At 42.0% G+C, this 13,633-nt stretch carries 15 protein-coding genes and 1 pseudogene; 12 read left to right on the top strand and 4 right to left on the bottom strand.

Annotation, left to right across the window (positions count from 1 at the left end; translation table 11 throughout):
* Positions 1 to 125: 125 nt before the first annotated feature.
* The 7 genes and pseudogenes from MKY54_RS30235 (at position 126) to MKY54_RS30205 (ending at position 5,844) form a co-directional block, all read left to right on the top strand.
* Positions 126 to 1,313 carry an MFS transporter gene (locus MKY54_RS30235; protein WP_076278308.1) on the top strand — a complete coding sequence of 396 codons (1,188 nt, stop codon included), beginning with the start codon at positions 126 to 128 and terminating at the stop codon, positions 1,311 to 1,313.
* A 75-nt stretch (positions 1,314 to 1,388) separates the two neighbouring features.
* Entirely contained in the window at positions 1,389 to 1,673 is a 285-nt protein-coding gene (locus tag MKY54_RS30230; RefSeq protein WP_036682328.1) for an alpha/beta-type small acid-soluble spore protein, read from the top strand.
* Positions 1,674 to 1,902: 229 nt separating this feature from the next.
* A pseudogene (locus tag MKY54_RS30225) lies at positions 1,903 to 2,115 on the top strand (YiaA/YiaB family inner membrane protein); the annotation flags it as partial.
* 27 nt (positions 2,116 to 2,142) lie between these two features.
* Complete coding sequence (locus tag MKY54_RS30220; RefSeq protein ID WP_305953524.1) at positions 2,143 to 2,379, top strand: YiaA/YiaB family inner membrane protein; 237 nt, start codon at positions 2,143 to 2,145, stop codon at positions 2,377 to 2,379.
* A 248-nt stretch (positions 2,380 to 2,627) separates the two neighbouring features.
* Positions 2,628 to 3,704, top strand: coding sequence for an ankyrin repeat domain-containing protein (locus tag MKY54_RS30215; RefSeq protein WP_076124213.1), 1,077 nt, complete (start codon positions 2,628 to 2,630; stop codon positions 3,702 to 3,704).
* Between the two features lie 118 nt (positions 3,705 to 3,822).
* Positions 3,823 to 4,740, top strand: coding sequence for an HPr(Ser) kinase/phosphatase (gene hprK, locus MKY54_RS30210; RefSeq protein ID WP_076124211.1), 918 nt, complete (start codon positions 3,823 to 3,825; stop codon positions 4,738 to 4,740).
* A 222-nt stretch (positions 4,741 to 4,962) separates the two neighbouring features.
* Positions 4,963 to 5,844 (top strand): SMI1/KNR4 family protein, encoded by an 882-nt coding sequence (locus MKY54_RS30205; protein WP_076124209.1) that lies wholly within the window; start codon positions 4,963 to 4,965, stop codon positions 5,842 to 5,844.
* A 452-nt stretch (positions 5,845 to 6,296) separates the two neighbouring features.
* Here MKY54_RS30205 and MKY54_RS30200 read toward each other — a convergent pair whose 3' ends face one another.
* A complete protein-coding gene (locus MKY54_RS30200; protein WP_076124207.1) occupies positions 6,297 to 6,734 on the bottom strand; it encodes a MarR family transcriptional regulator in 438 nt (145 codons plus the stop codon).
* Between the two features lie 121 nt (positions 6,735 to 6,855).
* Between MKY54_RS30200 and MKY54_RS30195 the strand changes: the two genes are divergently transcribed.
* Positions 6,856 to 7,443: an NAD(P)H-dependent oxidoreductase gene (locus tag MKY54_RS30195; protein ID WP_076124205.1), complete on the top strand. Its 588-nt coding sequence runs from the start codon at positions 6,856 to 6,858 to the stop codon at positions 7,441 to 7,443.
* On the opposite strand, the gene MKY54_RS30190 is transcribed toward MKY54_RS30195, so the two are convergent.
* Positions 7,440 to 7,742 carry a hypothetical protein gene (locus MKY54_RS30190; protein ID WP_339188964.1) on the bottom strand — a complete coding sequence of 101 codons (303 nt, stop codon included), beginning with the start codon at positions 7,740 to 7,742 and terminating at the stop codon, positions 7,440 to 7,442. The two genes, MKY54_RS30195 and MKY54_RS30190, sit on opposite strands and share 4 nt — an antisense overlap.
* A 230-nt stretch (positions 7,743 to 7,972) precedes the next feature.
* Here MKY54_RS30190 and MKY54_RS30185 point away from each other — a divergent pair, with 230 nt between their 5' ends.
* Positions 7,973 to 9,385, top strand: coding sequence for an alanine/glycine:cation symporter family protein (locus tag MKY54_RS30185; RefSeq protein ID WP_339188962.1), 1,413 nt, complete (start codon positions 7,973 to 7,975; stop codon positions 9,383 to 9,385).
* Positions 9,386 to 9,452: 67 nt separating this feature from the next.
* Here MKY54_RS30185 and MKY54_RS30180 read toward each other — a convergent pair whose 3' ends face one another.
* Complete coding sequence (locus MKY54_RS30180) at positions 9,453 to 9,851, bottom strand: hypothetical protein (RefSeq protein WP_076124201.1); 399 nt, start codon at positions 9,849 to 9,851, stop codon at positions 9,453 to 9,455.
* Positions 9,852 to 10,063: 212 nt separating this feature from the next.
* On the opposite strand from MKY54_RS30180, the gene MKY54_RS30175 reads away from it, so the two are divergent.
* The 3 genes from MKY54_RS30175 to MKY54_RS30165 all read left to right on the top strand — a co-directional run bounded on the left by MKY54_RS30175 (position 10,064) and on the right by MKY54_RS30165 (position 12,617).
* Positions 10,064 to 10,630 (top strand): TetR/AcrR family transcriptional regulator, encoded by a 567-nt coding sequence (locus MKY54_RS30175; protein ID WP_076124199.1) that lies wholly within the window; start codon positions 10,064 to 10,066, stop codon positions 10,628 to 10,630.
* A complete protein-coding gene (locus tag MKY54_RS30170) occupies positions 10,627 to 11,163 on the top strand; it encodes a DUF2798 domain-containing protein (RefSeq protein ID WP_076124197.1) in 537 nt (178 codons plus the stop codon). The genes MKY54_RS30175 and MKY54_RS30170 overlap by 4 nt, the downstream gene beginning before the upstream one ends.
* Positions 11,164 to 11,435: 272 nt before the next feature.
* The gene (locus MKY54_RS30165) at positions 11,436 to 12,617 is read left to right on the top strand and encodes a multidrug effflux MFS transporter (protein WP_326046186.1); all 1,182 of its coding nucleotides are present in this window, start codon (positions 11,436 to 11,438) and stop codon (positions 12,615 to 12,617) included.
* Positions 12,618 to 12,717: 100 nt separating this feature from the next.
* On the opposite strand, the gene MKY54_RS30160 is transcribed toward MKY54_RS30165, so the two are convergent.
* Entirely contained in the window at positions 12,718 to 13,608 is an 891-nt protein-coding gene (locus tag MKY54_RS30160) for a diacylglycerol kinase family protein (protein WP_339188956.1), read from the bottom strand.
* Between the last annotated feature and the right edge of the window lie 25 nt (positions 13,609 to 13,633).

The raw sequence follows: 13,633 nt of genomic DNA, 5'->3' as shown, positions 1-13,633 counted from the left end.
CAGTATGAAATTTGTTTGCGATTTAAATTTAACAGAGAAAGGGTGTGTCCAAAATGCAGGGGACTAAAGAGAAGCTTTCGTCACAAGAGACGCATACGCCATCTGATTCTATTCATGCTTCCTCGATGCCTCGGTATATGACACTTTTGTTTGCCGTTGTCTGCGGGATGTCGGTTGCAAACATCTACTTTGCTCAACCGTTGCTTGATCATTTGTCGAAAGAATTTGGTATTGATTATTCAACCATTGGTATTCTTATTACTATCACGCAGATTTTTTATGCAGTGGGGCTGTTACTGCTCGTGCCACTAGGAGATTTACTGAATCAGCGCCGCCTGATTATCGGCCAGATGTTATTATCTGTGCTGGCTTTGATTATCGTGGGTACTGCCTCTTCCAGCGCGGTACTATTCGTAGGTATGGCCTCAGTGGGACTACTCGCTGTTGTAACGCAGACGCTTGTTGCGTTCGCGGCGACAATGGCTGCCCCTGCCGAACGCGGGCGAGTCGTAGGCATGGTCACAAGTGGAATTGTGATTGGAATACTTCTTGCGCGATCCATTTCAGGAATACTTACAGATCTTGCAGGTTGGCGTTCCGTATACCTTTTTTCTGCTGCTTTAATGCTTTGTATGGTGTGTACATTATTTAGGGTCTTGCCAAATGTGAAACGTGAGGTAAAAACACTGTCATACGCTCAGCTGCTTAGCTCAGTGTTTATGTTGTTTGTACAAGAGAGAGTATTGCGTATCCGCGCTATTCTGGCTTTGTTGATTTTTACTGCTTTCAGTATTCTGTGGACTTCTGTGGTCTTGCCTCTTAGTGCTCCGCCGTTATCACTTTCACATACTGCAATTGGGGCATTTGGTCTGGCGGGAATTGTGGGAGCATTAGCTGCTGCACGGGCGGGAAAGCTAGCGGATCAGGGTCATGGACAGAGAACGACAGGCATAGCTTTACTTCTATTGTTGATTTCATGGTGGTTTATCAGTTTTACGGAGCAGTCGCTGTTGGCATTGGTCATTGGTATTGTTCTGCTTGATTTGGCAGTGCAGGCGGTGCATGTCACCAATCAAAGTATAATACTTACCTTGCGCATGGAGGCACGTAGTCGGCTCACCGCAGGGTATATGGTTTTTTACTCCATTGGAAGTGCTACCGGATCGATTGCTTCCACTCAAATATATTCTCACTATGGCTGGAACGGGGTATGTTGGCTTGGAGCTTCTGTTAGTGCTGTGGCTTTTTTATTTTGGGCTTTAACCTTGCGTGCTACGAATGCCGCGTTGCAACGACGCCCTGCTTGGAAATAATCGGGGCAAGTCCATAAGGGTGGAGGTTCCGTTTTCCGGGCATGTTATTTAAAACAGGTTTGGGAGGGGATAAGGATGTCTAGAAGAAACAGGAAATATGCAGTGCCGGGAGCCAGCCGCGGAATGCAAATTTTTAAAGCGGAAGTGATGCGGCGCGAGGGGTATGATGTAGATCCAGAGCGGCCTGATGATGTGAAATACGAAGTTGCAAAAGAACTGGGTGTCCCTTTGGAGCACGGTCAAAATGGTCATTTGAGCACAGAATCGGTGGGCCAGATCGGCGGTAAAATTGGTGGATCGATGGTCCGCGAAATGATTCGTCTCGCACAGCAACAATTAGTGGATCAGGAAAGGCAGTAGCATTTTTCTCATATATGTTGCAGAGATCGCGGGAGGCGGTTTTCGTCCTATATTGTATGGGACTGAGACCGTCCTTTCGGTGTTTGCGTTATTTTATATTTGTATAGTAAAAAAATTCCTGGAATTCCCTAAAACAACCTGATTCATGGTAGAATTTTACCGATGTTCCACGGTATAGTGGAGAAGGATATATCATCATTCAAGTCTGTAGTGGGAGAGGAATTATCAGATGAATCAGAGATATCGCAAACGCAACACGGCTGCTTTTACGGGGGCATCGTATTTTGCATTGGGGGCAGGACTTTTTCTATTCTGTTTGGGAGTGTACAACGACACTTGGGAGCTAAACGTAAAAGGGTATTATTTGCTCTGTATGGTGTTAATTACGATTTCCTGTATCGTTGTGCAAAAGGTGGTTAGGGACAATACAGAGGATAAAGAATTTCGTTTGGATAACCCTAAACACAGGATGAGAAACACAGGGGCCTTCACAATTATGGCTTTTGTGGGTTTGATTATCGGGTATGCGATGTTTTTTATTGGCCTTTACAATGCTCCATTTGAATTAAATGTAAAGGGGTATTACATAGCTGTTATTCTCTTGATTTCTTATAGCGCTATTGGCGTTCAGAAAGTGACGCGGGATAACGCGGAAGATAACGAGATTCTTGCCGAGCAAGAGGCGAGACGGGACATCCAAGGGTAAAGAGGAATATAGCCAGCTTTCTCGCTGGCAACAGCAGGCTGCTTCAACTTTACTTACCATCATAAATTGTAAACAGGAGCTTCGTGAATTTACGGAGCTTCTTTTTATTTTTTGAAATAGCAGCAATAATCTCACCGATCTGAACATTATGAGGACTATTTGTTAGAACAACATCCTTAGTTTGGATTGTTTTTTACTATACGGTTCTCTATACTCTTCATAATACTTGAAGTAGGAGTGGATAATAGATGATCCGTCTGAAGGATATAGGGAAGTTCGAGGAACTGCCGCAAATGGCCATGCATATTTACAAAGGAAATATTCCGGAATTAGAGGCTGCCATTAGAGCAGGCTGGGATATTGAAGAGGGCATCGTACTTAGCAAATATACCACGTTAACCCCGTTAGATTTGGCGCTTATATCAGAGAGAATGGATGTCATAAAGCTGCTGGTACAACACGGGGTAAATCTGAATGTGAAGAATAATCCGGCTTTTTTGCTCGCGGTCCGCTATTGCAAAGAAGATATCGTCCGCTATATTGCAGCACAAGGGGCCAAACTGGACAAGCTTAATCAGGTCAAGTCAGGTGCATATTCGCAGGCCTACTACGGCAACAAAAACAATATCCCGCTCATACATGAGCTAGGATTAGATATTAAGCAGCATGGTGGGGCTGTATTACGCAAAGCGGTGTCAGATCACGACCTTAAGACCGTTGCTTATTTACTGGATCATGGGGTGGACATTAATTACAACAATTCTGATATGGTCTATCCTTATCAAGCCACTCCGTTAACAGTTGCCACAAGAATGGGTAATCAAGCGATGGTACAATATTTGATTGAACGTGGCGCAGACGTTACCTTGGCGGAAAAAGATGGCGATCGCCCTTACACCATTGCTGTGAGCAATAAGAATACAGCTTTGGCTGACTTTTTGAAATCGTTAGAGCCGGCTGAATTTCATGATATCGAGAATAAGAAGTTTGAGCTGAGAAAATATAAATTGTCTGATGAATTGGTTAGCTTTCTTACTGGAACAAAACTGCGTCTTGAGCTAACACAAAATGAATATGAAATTAGATATATCGACTTTTTCACATTAACTGATACCATTGAAATAAAAATCGGCCGGCAAAAGCTGCTCCGTCTGTCAGCCGACATAGATAATTACTCTGATCTGCTGCTTATGTGGAATCCGAAGAAAAAAGGCCTGATAGGCTGTTACGACGTGGAACATCAGACGTACGCGGATTTATGTAGTTTTGCAGATTTTCTCACGCAACCGGAGATATACCTCATTAATTTTCTTGAAGGAACATAGTTGTTAATATCTCATGATCTGTCTATTTCTTTTGCAGGAATCATTCTATTCGTCGTTGAATATATCCCGGTAACCGTATTACGTATTCAAAATACGTAGCCACAGGAGGAGAACAACATTGAAATCGATTACCGTTCAAAGCCTTACGGAAACGTTTAAGCTGGAAGTACTTGCGGGTGCTAGCTGCATGGACCGCGAGATCACTCGCTCTAAGACACATAGACCTGGTCTGGAGTTCGTGGGTTACTTCGACTTTTTCCCCATGAAGCGAGTACAAGTGTTGGGTCGTAAAGAAATCAATTATCTGCTAAAGCTAAGCGTTGAGCAACGCAAGTTACATATTGGCAATATCGTTAAGTATCATCCCCCATGCTTTATTGTGACGACGGGTCAGCAGGAGATTCCCTATTTGACTTTATTCTGCGACCAAGAAGGTATACCACTACTTCGGACGGAAGAGACGACGTCAGAGTTCATCGCAAAGATTGATACTTATCTGGTGAAGGCGCTGGCGCCAGAACTTTCAATTCATGGAGTGTGTGTGAACGTGTCTGGTATAGGTGTCCTATTGAGAGGCAAGTCCGGGATCGGAAAAAGCGAAACCGCTCACACGCTCATTAGAAGAGGCCATCGGTTTGTGGCCGATGATGTAGTTGTGCTTAAGAAGCTGGGACCGGCGACGCTTCTCGGCACGCATAATGAAACGACCCGTGAATTCCTAGCGCTGCGCAGTATTGGTCTGATCAATGTTGTACGGCAGTACGGGCGTAGAGCTTTTCAGGAAGAGACACGAATTGTACTCGACATCGAGTTGTCACCATGGCGGGAGAATTCCTTGAATAATGAGCTCGAAATCGAACCCCAGTTCACAGAATATCTTGGCGTGCAAATTCCGCATATTGAAATTCAGCTTCAGCCTGGCCGCGACGTGGCTGGCCTGATCGAGGCAGCTGCGAACAATTGGTACCTTAAACAGCTTGGCTATAGTGCCGTTGAAGAGTTCCTGCAGAGGATCGAAAACGGGATGCAGTCGTAAAGGCAGGATAGAAAGCAGCAATTATAGTTACCATAATTAAAATGGTTTTCTGTATACGAAAAACAGACCGCAGATAAACGCTGCGGTCTGTTTTTCACAGCAAAAAGGGAAGTTGCTTTTTGATTGATAGGGCTAGGACATGCGTTATTGGCTGGGCATAGGTTAGAAATGGTATAATTTCTAATAGGTATTTTGATTGATCGTTAATAGGAGGTATTAATGATGAGTGATGAGTTATTGGCAAAATTGGATGAATGGCATGAGGAAGATGAATTTCAAGAAATCGTGGATGCAATCACGGAAATTCCTGAAGAGGAAAGAGATTATGTTCTAACTAGTCATTTGGGCAGGGCGCTTAATAATCTCGGGCAATATGAAGAGGCTTTAGAGCAGTATTTGAGCATTGAAGATGAGGGTGAAGGTGACCCGCTCTGGCATTACCGTATCGGGGTTTCTTATTATTATCTGAAAAGATATGACGAAGCTTTAAAAGCGTTTACGATTGCCGATCAGCTGGAACCTGATGATGAAGACACATTGGAGTTTCTGGGCTGGATCAAACGTAAATTGGCTAAAAAAGCTGCGAAAAAGCCTGTAAACAAACCTGCTAAGAAGCCTGTAATAGCGTTGGATACCACTAATTTCTGGGATGACAGCGAGTATGCGTTCTCAGAATATATTTCTGACCCGCCTTCAGATGCATTGATTACTTCAGTACAAGAAGAGCTGGTCTTTAAGCTGCCTGCTTCCTATGTGGATATGATGAAGTTACATAATGGGGGAATTCCTCATAACAATCGTTATCCGATTCCGGGAACAGGAGAATTTATTACGATTTCTGGTATCCTCGGAATTGGACGAGATAAGAATAAGTCGCTGTGTGGAGCTTCAGGAAGCCGGACTGTGATTGAAAATGGACGTTATCCTGAAGTTGGTGTGGTGATCTGTGATTGTCCTTCTGAGAATGAAGTGGTGATGCTGGATTACCGTGAATTCGGGAATGATGGCGAACCTGAGGTTATTCATGTAGATCGGGATAACAAATACAAAATCACACGTTTGGCTGACAATTTTGAGACTTTTATCAGCGGACTGGTGAAATAGTCTATTTCGCTGGCTAAGAATACTTATAATCCAATCAAGGCATTCCTTAAGAGGAGTGCCTATTTCTATTAGGTGATTATTAGGGAAGCGTCTTTCGGACTCAGCTGACCTTAAATGTAGCTTTTTCGCATATTTGGAATGCCAACGGACCGCATAGCAGCTATTGGCATAAAAAACACCCAATATGAACCCGATTCATAGGAATAGCGTCGCTGGAGTCCGAAACTACGCACAAAAGGCTAAAAACATGCCTATAACGTCATCTGGGTCCGAAAGCCTCAGTGGACGAATACGATTCGGCGATTTAGCTGAAGGTGAGGCTGATTCGAAGTCGTCAGGCTTTAACTAGCCAATAATCGGTCTTGAGTCAGCTAACCAACGACCCAAAACACAGAGCAGCGGTGCTCCCATTAATGGGGGAACCGCTGCTGCTCTGCTGTCTTTTTCTCGGATCATTGCTGGGTGTTAAACACCTTAGATTGCAGGATATCGAGGGCATGGTTAATCTCGGCTAATTCCTCTGGGGGAACCTCTTTAATCCGGTTCAGAAAACGTTCACCGATCCGCTCAAAAGCCTCGTTCATCATCGCTTGTCCAGCATCAGACAACCGGATCATTTGCTTACGCCGGTCCTCGGCGACATCAAGCTTCTCACACAGGTTTTTTTCTGTTAATTTCTTGAGCTCACGGCTGGTATTCGGCATAGAGATATTTTTACAATCGCTGATTTGGCTGAGGGTAACAGGCTGGCTAACCGCAATATATTCCAGAATACTATATTGAACGGGCGTAATGCCTTCCGGTCTTACATCTTTGGTAAAGTCAAATGTTACTTCATGGACTGCTGTCGTAAAGGTAACAATTTTCTGAAAAAACGCTTGTTTGTCCATAAGGATCACCTCTTATTGTAAACCTTAACAAAATAATTATCATAATACAATTATCATTTGACAACTAAATGAGGGTTGTGATACCATTTTGTTATCAAATGATAATTAAAGAGGTGGAGCAATGAACGTTTTAGTCATCTATACACATCCGAATCATAAAAGTTTAAGTTATGCTTTTTTCAATAAAGTCATTCAGGGAAGTAATGAGAATCAAAAGATCACGAAGATAGAGGTCCTTGATCTTTACGAAGAGCAATTTGATCCTGTGCTGGTCTTTAATGAGAATAAACGTAGAAGAGACATGCATATCGATCCCAAGCTCGAGAAGTATCGGGAGCAGATTCGTCAGGCCGATAAAATTGTGTTTGTGTATCCAATCTGGTGGGGACGTCCTCCCGCGATGTTGCTCGGTTATATTGACCAAATGTTTGCTTCTAATTTCGCTTACAGAGAAAAGGGTGGCCTCATCCCCGAAGGGCTGCTGAAAGGAAAGTCTGTGGTTTGCATTTCCAGCATGAAGGGGCCGACCCTTTATCCTTTATATTGGCTGAATAATTCCCATAAAGTGCTGATGAGAAAAGCATTATTTCAATTTTGTGGCATCAAGAAAGTGAAGTTTTTCGAGTTTGGGAATATGGAGAGTCCGAAAGGGAAACATGATAAGAAGTTAAATCAGGTTTACCAATATTTTAAAGCTGTGGCTAATTAATACCTCGAAAATATCTGCCTATGATTATTCGAGATAACCCCGGGAATGGATGTCTCAAGCGATCCCATAGTTGGATGGTCCAAAACAATGGTGGGATCTTTATCTTTTTGACTAGCCAGAACGATTTTATTTTTGCTGGCTAGCTCATGATAGAGGACAGCCATTTCTTTAATATCTTTTGCGGCTAATAAGGGCACTAGTTGTGCTGCTGATGTTATAGCTTCGTTCCTCGTTCGTCTTGAAATCAAATCAAACCAAATGTTCTCCACGATATAAATACGCGCATACATTGTTGTCATACATTTCTTCCACCGGATGCTTTTTCATTTTTTTATAATACCTAGATTAATCTAAAGGAGCTTGTGAGCTCAGATGAAGATGGGGAAATAGCTCTCACACCGGTGTAAGGTATGGTGTTGCTGGCTAATTTTTTTTGTTGGCTTTTGAAATAAGGGCTGTTATATTTGAAAATACTATGTAACTTAAGGTTCAGCAACTGGGTATCGACACAATGGAGAGGCGGATTCACATGCAACAAATGTTAGACAGTATGATTAGTACAACAAATGACTTTCTTTGGTCGAAAATTTTGGTGGTTCTGCTTATTGTTTGTGGAATTTATTTCACCATTCGATCAAAGTTTGTTCAGTTTGGCATGTTTAAAGAAATGTTTAGGGTTCTTAAAGAGTCCAATGAAAGGTCAAAAGATTCCATTTCGTCGTTTCAGGCTTTCTGTATCAGTATGGCAGCAAGGGTTGGGACAGGGAATATTACAGGGATCGCAATTGCTATCGCAATAGGTGGACCAGGGGCTGTTTTTTGGATGTGGGTCATAGCTATTATTGGATCAGCGTCCGGATTTATTGAAAGTACTCTGGCACAGGTGTATAAAGTGAAGGACAAGACTGGATTTCGTGGGGGGCCCGCCTATTATATGGAGCAAGGCCTGAAAAAACGTTGGATGGGCGCGGTATTTGCGGTTCTGATCACGTTATCCTTTGGTCTTGTATTTAATGCAGTTCAATCCAATACGATTACAGTGGCCTTTGAGAATTCATTTGGCACTAATCGGGTGATTCTTGGACTTGTAGTCGCTGCTGCTTTTGCGGCTGTTATCTTTGGTGGGGTTAAACGTATAGCTAGAATGTCCGAATATATTGTAGTGGTTATGGCAGGGATCTATATTGGGGCTGCTGTTATTATTATGTTAATTAATATTACGGAAATACCGGCGATTCTGGCGCTTATTGTGAAAAGTGCTTTCGGATTTGAACAAATCGCGGGGGGATCTTTTGGGGCAGTTATTCTGCAAGGGGTGAAACGGGGACTATTCTCCAATGAAGCGGGAATGGGTAGTGCTCCGAATGCTGCGGCAACTGCAACAACTAGTCATCCGGTGAAACAAGGGCTGATGCAAGCGCTGGGTGTACTTACAGACACGTTACTTATTTGTTCGAGTACTGCTTTTATTATCTTGTTATCCGATGCGTATAAACAGCCAGGGCTGGATGGAATTAAGCTGACACAAGCGGCATTAAGCGAACATATTGGTTCGTGGGCTTCTGGATCCCTAGCGATCATGATTTTGTTGTTTGCTTTCAGTACGTTAATCGGAAATTATTATTATGGTGAGACCAATATAGAATTCTTGAACTCCAATAAAAAAGTATTACTATTCTATAGATACAGCGTCTTGGCGATGATTATTTTTGGCTCCGTAGCTAAGGTTCAATTGGTATGGGACTTGGCTGATTTATTTATGGGCTTCATGGTCATCGTGAATTTGATCGCTATCCTTTTGTTATCTAAAGTGGCCTTTGCCGCCCTGCAGGATTATAAGCGCCAGAAGCGCGCAGGGAAGGACCCTGTCTTTTATAAAGATAGCATAGAGGGTTTGGAGAACGTGGAGTGTTGGGACAATTCTTCAGACATAAAAACATAGTAGGGTAAGTATTTGCGGGCTCAGGAAACTGAGCCCTTTTTGCTGTAGGCACTTAAATATCTATGCATTATTTGTTGAGAATTTCTTCTATGATTTGTTTTGACTCTGTTTTAAACTGCTCAATATTTTCGCTTATAAGCAGCACTTTTTTATTGTCCAATAGGATATATGAAGGGTAAGTGTTGATCTTCAAATCCTCTTTTAAGCGGTCGCCCTCTTTCGAATCTTTTTTGATAACACCTGCTTTGCTGATACAAGTCATATTTTCCTTGTAAATATCCTCAAGCTCTTTAGTTTGCTCAAAAAAACGATCGTTCTCCGATAAAATTAGGATTGAAAAAGATTTATTTTCTTGAGTAAGGTATGGCGTCAAAAAGTCATCTTTTTTCTGATTACCATTACAAGCTGCGATAAAGATTAAAGTAATCAAGCTTATCAGCATAATTACTAAGGCGTTTTTTTTCATATATACACCCTATTCTTTTGTATTCATAACGACAATTATGTTTTGAACTCCACATTAACTTCTAGACTTACTAGATCATATCCTGTTTTCAGTTATAAATGAAAATAATGAAATATTTTTTGAAAAAAAGCAAAAAAAGACTTACATTAATCATTTTTATATTGCTATAATAACAAACAGACCGGTTGGTATGTTAGGGGGAGTACGTTACTGTGGATACAAAATCGCTAATGATTGAGACGGCGACACTTCTTTTTCAGCAAAAAGGATATAAAAATGTAGGCGTGAATGAAATTTTAAAAGCCTGTAATGTGACCAAAGGAGCGCTTTATCATCATTTTCCAAATGGAAAAGAAGAACTATTAATTGCTTGTTTAAAGGGCTTAAATGAAGCAATTACGATAGATATTGAGGATATTTTTAAAAAGCATCCATCGACGTTAGAAGCTATACAATCCATGATCGACAAGTTGATTCACAACTTAGAAACCGAGGGCACGATTACCGGATATACCTTTAGCAGTATTGTCAGTGAAATGGCTACGGTGAGTGAACCTGTTCGCCAGGCATGTAGCTTGCTCTATGAGAACATGGAACGAATTTACTGCGATAAGCTTGTAACTGAAGGTTATTCGCAGGAATCAGCCTCCGAGATGGCATTGTGGATGACGGCTTCGATCGAAGGCGCGATGATGTTGTGCCTAACGCAAAAATCTACAACTCCCTTAAAAACTATCGCCAAACTATTACCGACAATATTGAAAGGAAGAACATCATGAATCAAGAAGCAAGATTACCAAGAAACGCTAAGGAGGGGGCATTATATGGTGCAATCATTTCTACACTGACGGTACTGTTTATGTCCTCAATAAATATCATTTTAGGGGTTGGAGAATTTAATGGTGAGGTTGCCTTAACGATTCTTAAGGTGTTTCCGATCATTTGGGTAATTGTCATGATTATTGAGCCTGTTGTTATTGGCCGTATTGCCGAAAAGCTGACAGCTATATTCACACAACCTACAGATAGCTTCAACGCCAAAATCCTATTCCGTATCTTATTCACCGTACTAGGAATGTCATTTTGTATGACGTTTATTGGAGACATTATCGGAAACGGGTTGAGTTCTCAAACGTTTAATCACTTCTTAGCCAATTGGCCAAGAAATTTCCTAATTGCACTGTTCGCTGAAAGTATATTGATACAGCCGTTTGCAAGATTTGTGATGGTAAAGCTACATGCTTCTCAGGACAAAAAGAAATCCAGCGCTGTTGGCGTAACTATACATGGATTATCAGAACAAAATTCCTAACCTAAATAAGCTCTCAGGCGAAGCGATTCGTTTGAGAGCTTTTCTATTACCGTGTATAATGATGTTTTGGTTGAATAATTGAAACTCAAATCTTTGCCCGATATCTTTCGGGTAAGCCCTCCTATAAAAAAATGAAAGCATAACAATGAAAGGTGATTTTCTAACATGATGATCTATAGTCGTCTTGCCATAATGATGCCCCCATTTCCCTAGCTAGGCTCATATTCTTGTAGTTGTTCGAGGATATAAGCTTGTAGGAGGGCGAAAATAAGATGAAAAAATATGCAGCACCATCGTTACTTTTAATGATTGTTCTTGTGGCTTTTCCGCAAATTAGTGAGACGATTTACACTCCATCGTTACCGGATATCGCAGTAGCACTTGGGGCCGCCAATAGTTCTGTACAGTTAACGTTAAGTATATATTTTATTGGATTTGCTTTAGGAGTTTTTAGCTGGGGTTGGTTGTCTGACTTCATCGGGCGGAGATCTTCCATGCTGGCTGGACTTCTTGTATACGGTATGGGAAGCTTGATGTGTTTTTACTCAGAATCCATTCATCTGCTGTTAGTCAGCCGGTTTATACAAGCGTTTGGAGCAGCAACAGGTTCGATTATTACCCAAACCATTCTTCGTGAGAGTGTCTCCGGGAATAAACGGCATGTTATGTTTGCCCAAATCTCGGCGGTCATTGCTTTTACTCCCGCAGTAGGTCCGTTAATTGGCGGATGGGTGGATCAAGCTTTTGGTTTTCGAGCGGTTTTCTTTACATTAGTAATGATGAGTGTGTTGTTATTTATGTATGCTTTTTGGAAGCTGCCAGAAACCACTGATGTTTCCATGAGAAAAAAGGTGGCTATTCTGCCTATAGTCAAAAAAATGCTCGCATTGCCACGTGTATTGGTGTTTGGATTACTAATTGGAGGCATTAACGGAATCTTGTTCAGCTATTATGCTGAAGCTCCTTTTATATTTATTGAACACTTTCAGATTTCACCAGGAGTCTATGGTTTTCTCGGCATTATTGTGGCTTTGGCGTCGATTGTAGGCGCAATGATCTCCAAAAGATTATTAACCCTCTATGCCCCAGAAAAAATAATCCATATCGGCTGTCTAGTAATGGCGAGCGGAGCCTTGCTATTAACAATCGCAAGCAGTCTTGACTCGCTGCCGGATATGATAGTGATCGTATGTATTCTAATAACACTGTTTGTCCTATTAATGGGTGCAGGGATTGCTTTACCTAATTGTCTAAGTCTTGCTCTTGTTCAATTTCAGGATGTTGTAGGAACAGCAGGTGCGATATTCAGCTTGGGTTATTATTTGCTTGTTAGCTTGGCGACGTGGGGAATGAGCGCTCTCCATAATGGTTCATTACTGACGATGCCTATTTATTTCTTAGGGATTAGCGGCGGAATGTGGTTATTAGGCAAAAAATTTATTGTAGTGGAATAGAAATAACTTCTTAGTCATTGGATTAGTAAGATATGGATCGGGGCGTCCATAAATTAAGGGCAGTCTGGAACTTTTTGAGTTCCGGACTGCTTTTTGTTTGTTAGTCCACTTCTGGCACAATGACTTGGATATGACGAGGGAGAACACTTAGCGTAATAGGCAAAGTTGGACCTTCTTCGCCATCTACATTGGTTCTTACGGTTTCTGGAGAGCTTACACTTACATTGTGGGCTGTGAAATAGACAACATCTTTATGATCCTTGAGGGTACCCAGCAGTAAAGATATACTGGCTGTAATGGTATTGAATATACTGAGGTCCAAAATAATAAAACAATGAAGCAGACCGTCGTCAACCGCAGCATCCGGTATTAGATTCTCGAACCCGCCGACTGAGTTGGTTAATACGGCGAGAAAGAGTAAGGAGTCTCCTTGCCACATTTGTCCATCATGGTGAATGATAAGGGGGTGGGCTGTAGGGCTTGTAAGTTGTTTAAGACCTTCTTTTAAGTATGCCAATGAGCCGAGTTTGGTTTTATCTTCGGAGGATACAGAGGATAATGCTCCGGCAATTGAACCTACAGCAACCACGTTGCCGAATAGGCGGTCATTTAAGCGACCGATATCTACTGTTTTTAAATTTGAGGAGGCAAGGGTTTGAATGGCTATTTCGGGATTCAGTGGAATTTGTAATGCACGGGCGAAATCATTAGCCGTTCCTAAAGGAACCACACCTAACTTTGGGTGGTGTTCCTGATCGATAAGACCATTAATGGTCTCGTGAAGCGTGCCATCCCCGCCGATGGAGACCACCAGATCATAACCTTCCTCACAAGCAGCGATGGAATAACGAGTGGCGTCTAGTTCTTTTGCCGTCTCCTTGATCGTAACGGAGTAGTCTTTATCACTTAGAACTCTTGTTGCATATCTGACATATTGGCTGGCTTCTTCTTTGCCGGAGGAGGGGTTAATAATAATCATAGCTTGCCGCATAAGGATAATCCTCTCTATTGTGATC

The organism is Paenibacillus sp. FSL P2-0121, from assembly GCF_037975345.1.
GTDB classification, from domain to species: Bacteria; Bacillota; Bacilli; order Paenibacillales; family Paenibacillaceae; genus Paenibacillus_AQ; species Paenibacillus_AQ odorifer.
Note: the sequence above shows the minus strand (reverse complement) of the source record. Positions and strands in the feature narration are given on the sequence as shown.